This window comes from Agarivorans sp. JK6 (genome assembly GCF_045277145.1).
Taxonomy (GTDB): Bacteria; Pseudomonadota; Gammaproteobacteria; order Enterobacterales; family Celerinatantimonadaceae; genus Agarivorans; species Agarivorans albus.
Genome location: NZ_CP113525.1, coordinates 2,111,801 through 2,127,799, shown reverse-complemented (window position 1 = coordinate 2,127,799; position 15,999 = coordinate 2,111,801). Strand labels below are relative to the sequence as shown.

At 42.3% G+C, this 15,999-nt stretch carries 12 protein-coding genes and 1 tRNA gene; 3 read left to right on the top strand and 10 right to left on the bottom strand.

Features of this window, described 5'->3' with window-relative positions; translation table 11 throughout:
• Positions 1-35 precede the first annotated feature (35 nt).
• Positions 36-1,364, bottom strand: coding sequence for a serine hydrolase (locus tag OV592_RS09905; RefSeq protein WP_406611265.1), 1,329 nt, complete (start codon positions 1,362-1,364; stop codon positions 36-38).
• A 96-nt stretch (positions 1,365-1,460) separates the two neighbouring features.
• Here OV592_RS09905 and OV592_RS09900 point away from each other — a divergent pair, with 96 nt between their 5' ends.
• Positions 1,461-2,363: a LysR family transcriptional regulator gene (locus OV592_RS09900; protein WP_406611264.1), complete on the top strand. Its 903-nt coding sequence runs from the start codon at positions 1,461-1,463 to the stop codon at positions 2,361-2,363.
• A 76-nt stretch (positions 2,364-2,439) separates the two neighbouring features.
• On the opposite strand, the gene OV592_RS09895 is transcribed toward OV592_RS09900, so the two are convergent.
• The 6 genes from OV592_RS09895 to OV592_RS09870 all read right to left on the bottom strand — a co-directional run bounded on the left by OV592_RS09895 (position 2,440) and on the right by OV592_RS09870 (position 9,894).
• The gene (locus tag OV592_RS09895; protein WP_406611263.1) at positions 2,440-3,612 is read right to left on the bottom strand and encodes a patatin-like phospholipase family protein; all 1,173 of its coding nucleotides are present in this window, start codon (positions 3,610-3,612) and stop codon (positions 2,440-2,442) included.
• A gap of 10 nt (positions 3,613-3,622) precedes the next feature.
• Entirely contained in the window at positions 3,623-4,480 is an 858-nt protein-coding gene (gene pdxY, locus OV592_RS09890; protein WP_406611262.1) for a pyridoxal kinase PdxY, read from the bottom strand.
• A 62-nt stretch (positions 4,481-4,542) separates the two neighbouring features.
• Positions 4,543-6,129, bottom strand: a complete 1,587-nt coding sequence (locus OV592_RS09885; protein ID WP_406611261.1) for a bifunctional aspartate transaminase/aspartate 4-decarboxylase — start codon at positions 6,127-6,129, stop codon at positions 4,543-4,545.
• A 492-nt stretch (positions 6,130-6,621) separates the two neighbouring features.
• Complete coding sequence (gene aspT / locus OV592_RS09880; protein ID WP_406611260.1) at positions 6,622-8,328, bottom strand: aspartate-alanine antiporter; 1,707 nt, start codon at positions 8,326-8,328, stop codon at positions 6,622-6,624.
• A gap of 341 nt (positions 8,329-8,669) precedes the next feature.
• Positions 8,670-8,757: transfer RNA gene (locus tag OV592_RS09875), tRNA-Ser, on the bottom strand.
• Between the two features lie 171 nt (positions 8,758-8,928).
• Positions 8,929-9,894: a glucokinase gene (locus OV592_RS09870; RefSeq protein WP_406611259.1), complete on the bottom strand. Its 966-nt coding sequence runs from the start codon at positions 9,892-9,894 to the stop codon at positions 8,929-8,931.
• A 328-nt stretch (positions 9,895-10,222) separates the two neighbouring features.
• On the opposite strand from OV592_RS09870, the gene OV592_RS09865 reads away from it, so the two are divergent.
• Positions 10,223-11,071, top strand: coding sequence for a MurR/RpiR family transcriptional regulator (locus OV592_RS09865; protein ID WP_016401844.1), 849 nt, complete (start codon positions 10,223-10,225; stop codon positions 11,069-11,071).
• 315 nt (positions 11,072-11,386) lie between these two features.
• Here the strand turns inward: OV592_RS09865 and OV592_RS09860 are convergent, their stop codons facing one another.
• The 3 genes from OV592_RS09860 to OV592_RS09850 form a co-directional block, all read right to left on the bottom strand.
• Entirely contained in the window at positions 11,387-13,711 is a 2,325-nt protein-coding gene (locus OV592_RS09860) for an acyl-CoA dehydrogenase (RefSeq protein WP_406611258.1), read from the bottom strand.
• A gap of 40 nt (positions 13,712-13,751) precedes the next feature.
• Positions 13,752-14,378 carry a TetR/AcrR family transcriptional regulator gene (locus tag OV592_RS09855; RefSeq protein WP_220721244.1) on the bottom strand — a complete coding sequence of 209 codons (627 nt, stop codon included), beginning with the start codon at positions 14,376-14,378 and terminating at the stop codon, positions 13,752-13,754.
• A gap of 247 nt (positions 14,379-14,625) precedes the next feature.
• Complete coding sequence (locus OV592_RS09850; RefSeq protein ID WP_406611257.1) at positions 14,626-15,228, bottom strand: hypothetical protein; 603 nt, start codon at positions 15,226-15,228, stop codon at positions 14,626-14,628.
• A 496-nt stretch (positions 15,229-15,724) separates the two neighbouring features.
• Between OV592_RS09850 and OV592_RS09845 the strand changes: the two genes are divergently transcribed.
• Entirely contained in the window at positions 15,725-15,979 is a 255-nt protein-coding gene (locus OV592_RS09845; RefSeq protein ID WP_016401848.1) for a DUF2282 domain-containing protein, read from the top strand.
• Positions 15,980-15,999 lie beyond the last annotated feature (20 nt).

Below are 15,999 nucleotides of genomic sequence, written 5' to 3'. Positions count from 1 at the left end.
GAGTTAATCGCGAATGAAGGATCACATCCTCAAAACTAATAAAGCTGATTTGCAACTGCTCGTAAATACTCCATCATTTTTGAAGGGCAGCTCAAAGGTTCAAAAGCTTGTGACGAAAAATACACCGCAACATAATCGCGCTTAGTATCGATATACATGCCTTGCCCAAAATAGCCTTGTAAGCAACGCGCCCCATCGTCATAAACCTTGTCAAAATTAAATGCATGCGACGCACTGTTTCGCGCTAATCCAGTTCGTTTTCTCATGTCCTGCGTAAGCTTGGCAGGCAATACCGGAGTATCGGTAATAATTGGCCAACTAGGACAAAGTAACATTGCTACGCGAGCTGCATCTTCTATCGAAGACAATATAAAGTCATGACTTAAAGCGGTACCATCTGGCGCTAAGGTCACCACCATCGGCGCCTCTGCTTTAATATTTCCCCAAATTCTGTTTTCAAAAATTTGTGTCCAAGGCAGCTGTTCAATTTCTTCCGCAATATAAGCTAAAACGGCTCGTGTTATTGGGCCAACCCCTTGTTCAGTGGCAGCTGCCTCCCCTCTTTCTCTTTTAATTTGTTTTACAATGTCGAGCCAGTTTTCTTGGTAACCGGTGTATGCATTTGGCCGGCCAAATTGAGCCGCTAAGAAGCGAGACATATAGGAATTGGGGTCAAACATTGTCTGTTGAGTAGGAGTAATGTTTAAACCACTAGTACCATTAATCGCTTGACGAATGCTCACCCTGTCCCACTCGGTATTGCGAAACTCTGGTAGGTATACGCTTATAGATCTATCTATATCAATCTTACCTTCATCAATAAACTGAGCAAACACCATACTAATTGCTAAACTCGACAGCCCCATCCATACATGGTTTTGCTCGGCTTTCATTCCAGGATAGAGCTCGAATACCACCTTACCAGCCTGAACAATAATTAAGCCTTGCACTCGGCTTTCCGGTAAAGAAACATAGTCGTTTAAACTACAAGTTTGGTTTTTACCTATTACCTCGCCTATTAATGGGTTAATTGACCGAGCAAGTCGATGATTAGATTCCGCTGGATTCACTAACGAGGACGGCAAAAAACGATTTAAATACGAGTTATAAATAAGTGCGTCGTTGCCCCCCATAACAAATTGATTAGGGCTAAAGTTTTTGTGGGCGTGACGAATTTGCTCAAGTGAAAATCCCTGCAAGCTAGCTGATACAGGCAACAAAGGTTCTGCACCTTGATTAAGTATTTGCGCATACTTCTGTTCAATGTACCGAGCATCCGGTTGTTCTGCGATACGGATCGCCGTTGCCACTGCGCCAACGTTTGCCATTAAGGTGCCACGGGCAAGGCTCTGTTTAGTTTTCATGGGATAGCTCTTTTAAAACGGTCGGTGTTTATATTGCCACCTAGAATAGTGCTATGCTTTGCTCAGTGATAATCGGACTTGAAGGATCAAATCCACATGCATTTTAGTCTGGAACAACTTGCAGCATTTGTAGCGGTTTATGAAAAGGGCTCATTTAGTGAGGCAGCGGTTAAACTAAACAAACACAGAACCACCATTGGCCAAGTGATAACCAATCTAGAAGACCAACTGGCCGTTGAGCTGTTTGAGCGAATTGGCAGAAGCGCTAAACCCACCAGTGAAGGGCAACTTTTATATAGCTACGCCAAGGTAACAATAGAGCAAGCTAAATCCTTTAACAAAATGGCACTTAGCCTGTCTTACGGGCAACTAGAGTGCCTAAACATTGCCTATACAAGTCTAATTCCCAGTGATGTATTAGTGAGCATTCGTCAGCTTTTATTAGAAAAATACCCGGCAATGAAAGTTAACTTTCTAATTAAAACCAAAGAAGAGGTTAAAGCAGGGATCGAAGATGATTCAATACAACTGGGCTTTGTAAATGTAGATCAACGCACCCCTATCACGAGTTTCGATATTACTTTCCTTTGTTACCTTACTTTTGGTCTTTACACAGCTAAAAGTAGCCCTCTGGCAGAGTTACCAAACGACCAAATATTTGGTGCTTTAAAGACCAGCAAACAGCTGATACTAAAAGCTTATTTAGATGATGAGATCTCTCAAAAAATTCTATTGTCATCTAATTATGAAGTTATTGAAGACTTCTCGCTATTACTTAGCTTAGTTCAGCAAGGTGTGGGATGGTCATTATTGCCAAGGGTCACAATTGAAGACCTGGGCGATTTGTTACAACTACAAAAGCTTAACTTGAACGAAGTGAGAGATGATTTTCAGTTTCCTATTGCGCTTTGGGCGCCGCGCTCTAAAGCGATAATGGAAATAAAGAAAGATGTAGAGTCACTGGTTGTTGCGTACATTAACGAACGAAGAGCTAGATAACGAGAACAAGCTATCTGGTGGTAAGGGCGAAGCAAGGTGAACTTGTCTTCGCCTCATATTAACCAAGCGAGCACGATTAGGGTAACTCTGTGTGCCACTGTTGCTGGTTAATTGCTTTCGTATAACCGTAATGATAAAGCGCCAACATATAGTCTTCATCAAACATTTTTTTACTCTTTTTCTTCTCAGTAAAGTTTGCAGTAACGTAGGTGAATTTGGTGTCAAAGTTATGCTTTTCACTAAAATATAAAATTCGATACAAATCACCACGATTTTGATTAAGGGTTAAGCTTTGAACGCTGCGCCCAAGTAACTCTACACCTCTGTCCTTCAAATGTTGATAAGGTAGATCTAGTCGACCATTACGCACCACATATATATTTGGTGAGCTATTAATGCCTAAAGCCTGGGCTATGTTGTTGTAATCAAAACCTGCAGGGTCGGCAAACATTTGCGCACTAAGGCCGCCATCTACATGCATCTCTTCTAAACTTTCGCCACTAGCGTTTACTTCAATAAACTGCGGAGGAAAAATGCCGGGTATAGATGAGCTAGCACTTAGCACTTGATGAATCAGCTGATCCTTATTGGGATGTTCACTTGCCGCAATTTGCCCAAGATTCCAAACAACTTGTCTACCAGAATCAAAATGAGTTGTGCCTATAAACAAGCGCTTACCACTGTTATGTGTAGCAGCAATTTTTGCGATCATTTGCTCATCAAACGTTGCAGCAATAAATTCGTTTAAACCTTGCCCATTACTAACCCCATCTTTAAATACCGCATTTAAATAATTGCGCTTTGCCAAAATGCGCTTATCGCTAATACCTAACATGATGTTTTTCATAGTGACAATGTCGTCGCCACCTACAAAGACAAATGGCGCAATAAGAGCGCCAGCACTTACCCCTGTTACCACAGCAAAATCAGGTAAGTTGCCGCTTTCATACATCCCATTAATAATGCCAGCACCATAGGCACCGTTTGCTCCCCCGCCAGATAAGGCAAGAATATTTAGCGAATTGGATGAGGTACGTAATACTGTAGTATTTGCGTCTTTGTCATATAGGAAATTCGGTGCTTCATTGCCCCAAAAGCGCAAGGGTTCACTTAATGATTGCTCAGCGATTAACGCTACTTGTTGATAGTTCCTTTCGGTTACGCGTTTGTCTAGCTCATGATGCGAGCTACAAGCACTTAACACTAAAGTAGCTAAAACAATTTGCATTAAGGTTTTTGTATTAAACATCGTCTTTACCTCATGCCACTTTAGAAGCAGCAAAGCTATGGCGAGGCTCGCTTAGCTGATCTTGTGCAAAAACAGTTTGCAGTTCCCACTCACCACATTGCCGAGTAGCCTCTAACACACCAAAACTCGCGTTGTTGGCATGTTCTAAGGCCATAATAGGTGGCCAACCTTTCAATAAGCCTCCGGTAAATAGCGCCGAAATTAGATCGCCCACGCCCACAGGGGCTTTATCAAACTCTAGATTAGGACGTTTAACCAAATAGCAGCCACTTGAATCAGCCATCATCATGCAAAACTGCTGCTTTGATAAACTATGTAGGTGTTTAACTAACACCACTTTGGGTCCTTTTGTTAAAGCCTTCTGACATGCCTTGATAGCTTCATTTAAGGTGGTTAATTCCATCCCAACAAAGCGGCTTAATTCAAATTGATTAGGCACTATCACATCTGCTTTTGGCATTACATGTTCAACCAAATACTCGCTAATACCTTCTGCCAAAATACAGCCTTTATCAGGATCACCCATGACAGGGTCGCAAACGTATATCGCCTTTGGATTAACCTGTTTAACCATGTCTATGGCGGCAATTAATGAGGTTGCCTGAGCCGCATCGCCCAAATAACCAGATACAATAGCTTGGCATTGTTGTAACTGCCCTATTGCATCAATTCCCTTCACTAAATCAGAAATGGCATCTGCCGGAAAGCATTGGCCAGTCCACCCTTGAGCATATTGCGTATGATTAGAAAACTGTACGGTATGAACGGGCCAAACTTCAAAACCCATACGTTGCAGTGGAAACACCGCCGAGCTGTTTCCAGCATGGCCATAAACAACATGTGATTGAACAGAAATAATGCCTTTCATGATGCGACTTCTCTACTTGGTTAAATAAGTAGAGGCGCGATATCGCGCCTCGTTAGCAGGGCTTATTGCGCTTTAAATTCAGCGTAATGCTCGTCTAGTACTTTGCGAGTTTCACGACCAATTAACTCGTACTCATGATGAGTTAGGTTAGCCAATGAAACACGTACAGAAGCGTGCACAGTGTCGAAGCCTTTACCTGGAAGTAAAATTACTCCGGTAGACTGGGCTAAACGGAAAAGGAAGTATTGGCCTTTACCACTTTCTTTAAACCAGCGAACAAATTCGTCGCCATAGAGCTTGCCACCAATAGTGTCTAGCTCTAGCAATGTGTAGTAATCAACACGGTCTTTATCTTCTTCAACAGCTACACCCATTGCGCCGTATAAAGTTTGGTAACGCTCACGGATAATGCGCTTACAAGCCGCTTTGTAGTTGTCTTCCATATCCATTAAACAAGTTAATGAAAATAGCGCCATCTGTACTTGTTGAGGCAAGGCTAAACCTGCAGTGTGGTTAAGAGCTACTGCACGGCTGTCAGCTACGATACGGTCAATAAATTTAATATCACGTGGAGTGGGCGTTAGCGTTTTGTAACGTTCATCTAGAGCGAGTTGGTGTTGCTCTGGTAGTGCGCGCATCGCATCGTCAAATACATTTGATTCGTGAATACCAATAGTGCCTAAGCGCCAGCCAGTTGCACCAAAGTATTTAGAGAATGAGTATACACACAAGGTGTTGTAAGGCAGTGTTGCGAATAACGACACAAAGTCATCAGCAAATGTGCCGTATACGTCATCTGTAATTATAAACAGATCTTTACGTTGGCTATTAACAAAGTTAGATAGCAAGGTTAGCGTTTCATCAGACATTTTAACTGATGCAGGGTTAGCTGGGTTAACTACACAAAGCAATTTAATGTCGGTATCGGCTAACTTGTTAATCTCAGATTCAGGAAGCTGCCAGGTAGTTTCATCTAGGCGTAGCTCAACAATTTCAAGTTCGTATTCAGCAAGCTCTGGAATCTCTAAGTAAGGGGTGAAAATAGGTGTGATAAGCGCAACTTTGTCACCTTTTTTCAATAAACCATTATTAAACATTGTGGCGAAGGTGTAAGTCATTGATGCAGTACCACCTTCTGTGGCAAACAAATCAAAGTTGGTGGTCATTGGCATCGCGCCGTACATTTCTTCGCCAATGTATTGCTTAACTACTTTTTCAATGTTTCTTAGCATGCGAGAAGGTACTGGGTAGTTACAACCCAAGAACGCCAATACTAGCTCGTTAAGAAAATCGTGTTTTTCAATGCCTAAGCGATCTTTAGCATAGCTTAGTGCTTTTTGAATAAACTGAACGCCCTCTTTATCACCATATTGTTTTGCAAAGGTATCAAAACGCTCAACAATGCCTTCTCCATTTGGAATGCCACCGAAACCGCCATCTAGGTAAGCGTAGTTACGCTCTGCTTCTTCTACAGAGAAGTCACCTAAACGCAAAAATGCTTTACGTGGAAGAGTTGCTAAAAAGTTTGGGTTACCGCGGCCTGCATCTAGCAATGCACGATCTGGAACGGTGTTAGCAAGATCGATCAATTTGTCTTTTAATTCAAATGGGCTTAAGTCTGCAAATTGAGAGAAGTCGATGTTTAACATGTTTTATATACCTTCTGATTAAGTGTTTATTTTTCGTCCGCTAGGCAACTGCCTTGGCGATGGAGGTATATTAAGTAACAGAGAAAAATCGAGTTAATCGCCAATGAAGGATCTGGTCCATCAACACCACAAAACCAGGTTTATTCTAGTCTTTAAGCTCTAAATAAGCTTAAACATTAGATAGCTAAAGCATTGATTAAATAAGTATTTAAAAAAAGGGGAAAGACGAACGCCTTCTGGATAAGTGCTTGACTATTAGGCGCTAAACCGAACCTGGTTAGTCGCTGGTAACTTTATATTAGAATCACACAAGCATTGTTTTCAGCCCAAAAAACTAACCGCCAATGCAAGCAATGCATAATGATTAGCGGCTAAAACGCAAAAGCAGCAAGCTCCGTGAGAAACTTGCTGCTGGGTTATTTATTAAGGGCAGTCTACTTGCCGCATCAAAGAGGCAAACATGAGTGAGCCCCTTTAATTGGCGTTAGCTTATTAGCCAACGTTAGTGGTAATTATCCCGATGATGATAGGGCCCCACAATGTAAGCAATACGTTTGCAATTGCGTAGGTAACCGTGAACGAGAATACTGGAGTCGCGTTGCCTGCTTTTTCTAACAAAGCTGCGAACGCAGGGTTAGCACTTCTACCACCGGCTATAGCACCTAGCGCCTCAATAGGGTTTCTTACTCGCAATACATAATAAGAGAAGAAGAAAGCCACAATTTGCGGAATTAAGGTAACACCTACACCTAGCATAAGTAAGGTTAAGCCGTGCTCACGGATGGCGTCAATTGCTTGAGGACCAGCCTGTAGGCCAACAATGCCCACGAACACTGCCAAACCAAAGTCGCGAATAAAGTTTGATGCACCCATTGGGAAGGAAGCAACTTTAGGGTTTTTACTGCGTAACCAGCCAACCATTAGACCCGAAATCAAACAGCCTGCGCCAGAACCAATAGTTACGGGAATCCCAGCAATTTTGAAGTTGATTAAACCAATAAGTAAACCAACAACCATACCAAGACCAAACAATACAAAGTCTGTCACATAAGCTGAACCTAAACGTTGGCCAATATTATTTGCAACACGGTTTAAGTCTGCCGCTTTACCGGTAATTTGCACAATATCGTGTTTTTTAATGACTAGATCAGCATTAACCGCTAAGCTAGTTCCGCCACGATTTACATCAGTGATGTATACGCCACGAGTTAACGACTTTTGTGCTAGCTGTTTTATTTGTCCTAGGGTTTTACCGATTAGCTTAGAGTTAGTAGCAATAAGTTGGCGATTTTCTTCAACTAATTCTACCGAACTAGGAATATCAATTTCTTCACCTAACAAGCTTGCCTGTTGCTTAACTGCAGAGCGTCGACCTGTCACTACTACTACATCATTCTCTCTGAAAGTGACTTCATTTGAAGCTAGCGCCTCACCTTCGCGTTGCACTAACTCGATTGCTGTATCAATCAAGCTATCGTTAGCTTGGGCGATGGTTTTATGTAAAAGCGCGCTATTACTATCGATACGATAAGCACGTGAGTCTAAGGCTGTAATTGCGTTAAATTCACCATCAGATAACTCTGTTTTACCATCGTTTTGTCCCTCGGCAAGTTCAATAGCTTCTTTACGAATGTCCCACTTCATCAGTGTTGGAATAATCCAAGTCACCATCAAAATTGGACCAAGCGAACCAAAGATATAAGTTACCGCATAACCTACAGCCACGTTAGTTTGCATTAAGGCTTTGGCTTCTTCAGTAATACCGCCTAATTTGCCAATGGCATCGCCAGCGGTACCAATAATGGCAGATTGGGTTAAACCACCAGCTGCTAAACCAGCTGCAGTTCCGCGGTCAAGATCAAACATCCAAGCAGCACCTAACACCACAAATAAACCAACGCTTGTCATAACAACGGCTGACAAAATAACGTTAACGGTTTTGCGGTTTAACGCGCCAAAGAACTGAGGACCACCTTGAAAACCTACAGCATAAATAAACAATGCAAAGAAAATGCTTTTAACACCAGGGTCAATATCAACACCAAGTTGACCAACGACTACACCCATTAATAAGGTACCGGCGACGCCGCCTAGTACAAACCGACCAATGGTGATCTTACCTATTAAATAGCCAAGCGCCAAAGTGATGAACAAAGCAATATACGGAGAGCTTTGGATTAATTGTTGGGCGATGCTCATAGCGCACCTCCCGTGTTTTTACTTAAACAAGCAAGTGTTGCAGATACGCAAACTTGCTGTCCAAATTGAATTAATAATTGAAACATATCTACCTCTAGTTGATATCGCCCTGTTGCGATGCAGGCATATTAATCAAGAGGATTTGACAGCGTTACTCACCATTGATGGATCGGATCCATCATGAACTTTCTAAGGCACTGTCTGCTTACTCCGCGGCCTTAAGTTAAGCGGGCAGCAAAGGGTTTACAGATTGAAATAACCAATATAAGCAAGGCAAGTAATGTTGGTAATTTATTTCAGAAAAGAAAAAAGACGCCCTTGGACGTCTTTAAACTTGAAGATGGCGGTGACGGAGAGATTCGAACTCTCGAAGGGTTGCCCCTTACACACTTTCCAGGCGTGCTCCTTCAGCCACTCGGACACGTCACCTTATTTGATTTATTGCGCTTAGCAATAATGAGGCGCTAGATTACGGATCACTTATGTTTGGGTCAATAACTTTTTGGCCAAATACTGGCAACTGCCGAGTTCTTAAACAATTTTTGCTGACTCAAACAAAAAAGAAGCCGAAGCTTCTTTTTCATTAAACAGCTATTAGACCTAGATACGGTAGCCGTTACTTTGACGTAAGTAAGCAGCTGCACCCTGCAAGCCTGGTTGTTCTTCAGTAATGATGTAAACAGGCACTTTTGCCACAAAATCTACAAAACGGCCTTTATCTTCAAAACGCTTGCGGAACTCGCTGTTATTAAAGAAATCCATAAAGCGTGTAATGATACCTCCAGCAATGTATACACCGCCAAAGGTAGACATGTTAAGCGCCAAGTTACCGCCAAACGAGCCTAAAGCACGACAGAACACTTCCATTGATTCTACACACACCGGGCAGCTGCCGTCTAAACCGCGAGACGTTACATCTGAAGGCTCAAAGTTTTCTGCAGTTTTACCATGCATATCCATGAGACCCTCGTAAATGTTTACTAGACCAGGGCCGGAAAGTAGGCGCTCTGCCGAAACATGGCCCAGACGTTTTTGCAAAAAGGCTAAAACATGTGCTTCTTTTTCATCATTTGCGGCAAACTCTACATGGCCGCCCTCACCCGGAATACATACATATTCGCTGTCGTGGTGAATTAAGTGGGCCACACCTAGACCTGTACCAGGACCGTATACTGCGATTGGTGCGCCTGTTTTAGCTTCGCCACCACCCACTTGGATTTTTTGCTCATCAGTCAATGTTGGGATCGACATAGCAATGCCAGTGTAATCATTAATTACATGGAAACCTTCAAAGCCTAATTGTTCTTGTACTTCTTTCTTAGAGAAGGCCCAGCTGTGATTGGTCATCGCGATCCAATCTTTGTCGGTAGGACAAGCAATGGCAACACAAGCTTGAGTTACAGTCTCTTGCTGCTCTTTAAGGTACAGGGAAATCACATCAGCGATGCTTGGGTAGTCAGCACATAAATACTTTTTTAAACGCCCTATTTCACCTGTTTTAAGTTCAACAAGTGCTAAACGAATATTTGTACCACCTACGTCGGCAATTAAACCAAAACCGGCCATTTTGTTTTCCTTCATACCAAGTTCAAAAAATAGAAAAATATTATTACGCATCCTAACAAACTCAGATTAAGATGGCTGTACTATATTTATGTTGTCGAATTTTACCGCTTTTGTTCTGAAATTTCGTTAGTAAATTACTAATTGCATACTCATTTTCAAAGATATTAGACCTAGCTCAAACTATAAAATCCTTCCCTAGTCTATGATTGCTCATAATTCAGCTTGTTTTACTAAAGTGTCTGTGTAATTGTATGACATATAATTTTGTTGAAAAATTATTACATTTGACAACGTCGACATAACAAATGCGCTAAAAATAACGGATATTATGAATACGCTTGAAAAAATTACTAAAAATTTAGAAAACTTCAGCAAATCAGAACGTAAGGTTGCTGAGGTAATTATCGCCTCCCCTCAAACGGCGATTCATTCAAGTATTGCTGCATTAGCAAAACTCGCTGACGTAAGTGAACCGACAGTAAACCGCTTTTGTCGGCGCTTAGACACTAAAGGTTTCCCAGACTTTAAATTGCACTTAGCTCAAAGCTTAGCTAACGGCACGCCTTACGTTAACCGCCATGTTGACGAAGAAGATGGCCCAGAAGCGTATACCTCTAAGATTTTCGAATCGTCTATGGCGAGCCTCGAAGCAGCAAAAAACAGTTTAGACCCTAATGCAGTAAATCGCGCTGTAGATTTATTGACCCAAGCCAAGAAAATCTCTTTCTTTGGTCTAGGCGCTTCTGCATCAGTTGCTCAAGACGCATTAAACAAGTTCTTCCGTTTTAATGTGCCGGTTAGTTACTTTGACGATGTAGTGATGATGCGCATGAGCTGCATTGTGGCTACCGAAGAAGATGTGATTATTCTGATTTCGCATACTGGCCGCACTAAAGCAATGATTGATATAGCGGTACTTGCTCAACAAAACGACTCAACAGTGATTGGCATTACCAGTAAAGACTCACCGCTGGCCAAAGAATGTAACCTTGTATTGTCTATGGATGTACCAGAAGACACAGACGTTTACATGCCTATGGCATCACGCATTGCGCAAATGGCACTGATTGACGTATTGGCTACCGGCTTTACCCTACGCCGAGGCGAAAAATTCCGAGAGAATCTACGCAAAGTTAAGCAAAGCCTTAAAGACTCGCGCACTGATAAATCACTGTAAAATATCTACTAAGAGCCAGCGAACGCTGGCTTTTTTGTGCCTGTTTGTCAGCATTTTCGCTTAACGCTCTCCAGCACCATTAGCGTTAAACAGCTTCGTACTAAGTATTCTATTACCCTCTCGATACGTTAACTGCAGCATCGCTTATTAGTTGTGTTCAAACCACTAAACCTAGCGCGTAAAATACACAAGATAACTCTGATAACCACCTAAGTCTTACATCTAGGCTATTGAACTTTTTAAAAGATTAACTGTTAGATATCAGGCAATAAAAAAGGATGCTTTCGCATCCTTTTTCTACAAACTGCTGTAACGCTAAGCTACGTTAACTTCTGACTCTATAGGTGCATTTTTCGCTTCTAATACACCAGGTTCGAAGTGATCAACTTGAATAGCTTGGTAACGCAACCTATCTGCTTCTAGCAAGTTACTTGCTTCTTCTTTAGAAAGGATGTCTTGCGCTAGAGCTTTTTCAACAATCTCTGCTAGGGCGACTTTACGCGGTAACTGGCCAGCTTTTTGTGCCTTAGAAATTTTGCGCTCTAAAGGACGAACCTTATACATAGCTAAGAATGCTTGCTCAATAATCGCTACTGCGTCACCTTCACCGCCAGTGGTTACACACAAGTGGCTTAAGCGTTCGCGAGCTGCTCCTGGCGTCATCATGGTTTCACAAATTTGATGACTTATTTGATCGTCGGCCAACTTAAAGCGATTGCCATAAGGGAAAACAACGGTTTTAAGCACACGAGCTACAACTCGGTTTGAGAAGTTTTGGAAGAAGCCTTCAAAAGCAACGCCAATCTCATGCAAGTTACGCTCAACTGCCCACTTAACAAAAGGTAGATCTTCTGCCGGACGGCCTTGATCTTCATAATGCTTTAAGGTGGCAGAAGCTAGATAAAGATTACTTAACACATCACCTAAACGGGCAGAGATACGCTCTTTACGTTTAAGATCGCCACCTAGAATTAGCATAGACATATCGGCACATAGCGCTAATCCGCGGCTCATTCTTGTTAACTGGCGATAATAAACCGCAGTGTCGCCCGATACTGGGCTTGAGTTAAACGCAGCACCTGTTAAACCTTGGAATAAACTACCCGCAAAGTTGCCAACACCAAAACCAATGTGTTTTAGAAGCAAGCTATCAAACTCTGCCAAACCAGCTTCTTCATCAGGATTTGCCGCAGCCTGTAGCTCTTTAAGTACATATGGATGACAGCGGGTTGCACCTTGACCAAAGATCATCAAGTTACGGGTTAGAATATTTGCTCCTTCAACGGTAATTGCCACTGGTACACCGTTATAGGCGTGGCCAAGATAGTTCATGGCACCTAACTGAATTGCACGCCCAGAGTGAATGTCCATGGCGTCGTCTAATACCGTACGCGCCATTTCGGTCATGTGATATTTAGCAATAGCGGTAACAATGGCTGGGCTTTGATCTAAATCTAGAGCGCCTGCAGTTAAACGACGAGCCGCTTCTAGTTGGTAAGTCATGCCACCTATTCGAGCAAGCGCTTCTTCTACCCCTTCAAAACGACCAATCGATAAGCCAAATTGCTTACGAACGTAAGCGTATGCACTGGTTGTACGCGAGCTCATATGGCCCACAGCGGTGCCAAGGGCTGGCAAAGAAATACCGCGACCAGCAGATAAACATTCAACCAACATACGCCAGCCTTTACCCGCGTAATCAGCGCCGCCGATAATCCAATCTAGCGGGATAAATACATCTTCACCAAAAGTTGGGCCGTTCATAAACGCTAAGCCTAGTGGGAAATGGCGATCACCAGTACGAACACCAGGGTGGTCGGCAGGAATAAGCGCACAAGTAATACCTAACTCTTCTTGATCACCTAGCAGTCCTTCTGGGTCATAAAGCTTAAACGCTAAACCCACTACGGTAGCAACCGGAGCTAAAGTAATGTAACGCTTGTTCCAATTTAAACGAATACCAACCACTTCTTCGCCGTTAAACTCACCTTTACAAATTATGCCTTTATCGGGAATAGCACCGGCGTCAGAGCCAGCTTCAGGACCAGTTAACGCGAAACAAGGAACATGAGTACCGTCAGCTAATCCTGGGAGCCAATGATCTTTTTGCTCTTGGGTACCATAGTGAAGCAACAGCTCACCAGGGCCCAAGGAGTTCGGAACCATAACAGTTACCGCCGCAGACAAACTGCGAGTAGCGATGGTACTTACGATGGTTGAGTTGGCGATGGCCGAGAACTCTCTGCCACCGTAAGATTTAGGAATAATAAGTGCGAAGAAACCTTCGGCTTTTAAATAGTCCCATACTTGCTGTGGTAGATCACGTTGATTTTGCACAATATCAAAGTCATCCAGCATGTCTAAAAGCGTGGCCACTTGAACATCCATAAAGGCTTGTTCGTCTTCACTTAAAGTAGCTTTTGGGTAATTGTGCAGTTTGTTCCAATCTGGCTTGCCGCCAAACAATTCGCCATCCCACCACACAGAACCGGCTTCCATCGCTTCTTTCTCGGTTTGAGATAAGGGAGGAAGAATTTTCTTGAACACTTTAAAAGCAGGTCGAGTTACCAGCTTTTTACGCGTATCGGGTATGCACAACAGCACCACCGCAGCGGTTATTAACATTAACAAAATAGTCATGGTCAAATCCTTATTTCACGTACTTTATAGTTTTTATTGTTTAGGTTGGCGCACCCACACCGGCTGCCAAATAGGGGATTACTTTTCTGATTAATCCTTCGGTATTTAAATCTTCATTAAAGTCGGCGCTGGCAATATCTTTTAGGGCAGTGCTCGACGCCATGGTGAACACCACTGTTCCTAATGTGAAATGCAAACGCCAAAATATATCGCTATCAGATAACTCTGGATAAGCTAACCTCACCGCTTCTTGGAAACGGCTGAGCACTTCTCCAAAGTGATGAGTAATAAATTTACGTAGGTGCCCTTGGCTGTCGGTATACCCTCGTCCTAATAATAGTAGGAACATTGCGGTACCGTGTTTCTTCACTTGGTTCATTTCAAGCAAGGGGTCAATAAACGAAGAGAACACTTGGTCAAGATTAGGCGGTGTATCACCTTCTATATGTTCTAACATGGCTTTGTCTACCAAGGGCATAAATTGCTCTAGGTAGCGCATAAGAACGGCTTGGATAAGTTCTTTTTTAGAACCAAAATGGTAGTTTACCGAGGCAAGATTAACCTCAGCATGAGAAGTAATTAACCTCAACGAGGTATCGGCAAATCCTCGTTCAGCGAATAAACGTTCAGCTGCATCGAGGATCTTACTTTTAGTTCCTTGTCTCACTATGACACCTTAAAAATAAAACACCTGTTTAAAATCTACGTTTAAGGCCTTCAGATGTCAATCATTCGCTAGGCATAATTTGCGGGTGAAACTAAAAACGAGAACTGAGCTCGGATTTTTTTAAGAAAAAAATGAAGATTTTTGAAACTTTATCGAAAACGCTGGGTCTTAATCTATGCCACTGCAATTAAATACTTAAATTGAACGCCCAGCGCCCCCTGTAGCTGGGCTTTTTTTTGCCTACTATTTACAGCGCGTCTTTAACATTTAAATAAGCAAATACACGATTTACCGCGTAATCCACACCTTCTGGTTTAATGGCTATTTGGCGGCGTCCCATTTCGTCGGTCTCGACTTGAGCGAAGGCTTGCAGACTTACTTGCCACATTTTGTAATTAGACTGGGCGGTATACAAACTCATCATTAAGGTAGCACGTTGAAAGTCTTGGTTGCCGTCATCCGCCAATCCTGGCGATACCCCAAACAAAGTCATCAATTGTTCATCACTTAATTTTTGACTAGTAGGCAATGCAAACGCCATCCAGTAATCGCAGCTATCATCAGCTTGAGATAAATAGTGAATACCTAAGTCTTCAAATTTTTGAGCAAAGGCTTCATGAAACGCATCATAAGCATGCACATCAGAGCGTTGGGGATTTCGCAAGGCTTCTTCTAGCAATGGATGACCGCATACTGTTTGTTGCTTAAACACAGTAAAACCGGGCTCTGCACTAACAATAATGGTATCGCGATATTGTTGTTCTTTGCGCTGAGTTTGATCTTCTTCAACTACCGTTGTGCAGGCGCTAGCCAATAGTGTCAAGGCGCTAGCCAAGATAAGCTGTTTCATAAATTCAACCTGTTAAAACAATGTATTGATATAATTAACTAATTTGTAGAAAAAAGCACGTAACTGTTACAAGCGCTGTTGTAGACAAGCCACATACCAAGAAGTTTCCTTAAGCTAATAACAATATGCAGCCTAGAGTTCGTTTAAAACGCAGCAGCATAATTTTCGACAGTAACTTAAGGGCAAATCTTAGTTAGTTTTGGTAGGTATCTCGCTAGTGACTAGCGAGCTAATTTTACATAGCTGCAACCTAATCTTTCACTAAAAAAATCAAAAAAATAAATAACTTTTTTAAAGCTAACAAAATCAAGACCTAAGCCGCGCCATGCCTAGCACTAACAAAAAGCCACTTAATATAAAATTGTAAAAACCTTTGCTCTATTGTTGATATTTTTTCACAACTCACGAAATTTTTTCTTTAGTAATGCGGTTTCCTTAGCTACAACTAAGTGAACAAGTTGTACTTAACACGACACAATTTGATAAAGGAAATATTATGAAAGGTTCAAACATTGCAATCGCTACAGCAGTAACTGGTTTAATCGCATTGGGTACTCTTACCGCTACTCCAGCTGTTGCTGCAGGTAAAGAGAAATGTTACGGCGTAGCCAAAGCTGGCAAAAATGACTGTGCTACCAAAAATAGCTCATGTGCCGGCACAGCGACAGCCGACAACCAATCAGACGCTTTTGTTGTATTACCAAAAGGCTTATGTGACAAACTAGCTGGTGGTAGCAAACAATCTAGCTAATTTGTAACTGCCGAACCAGC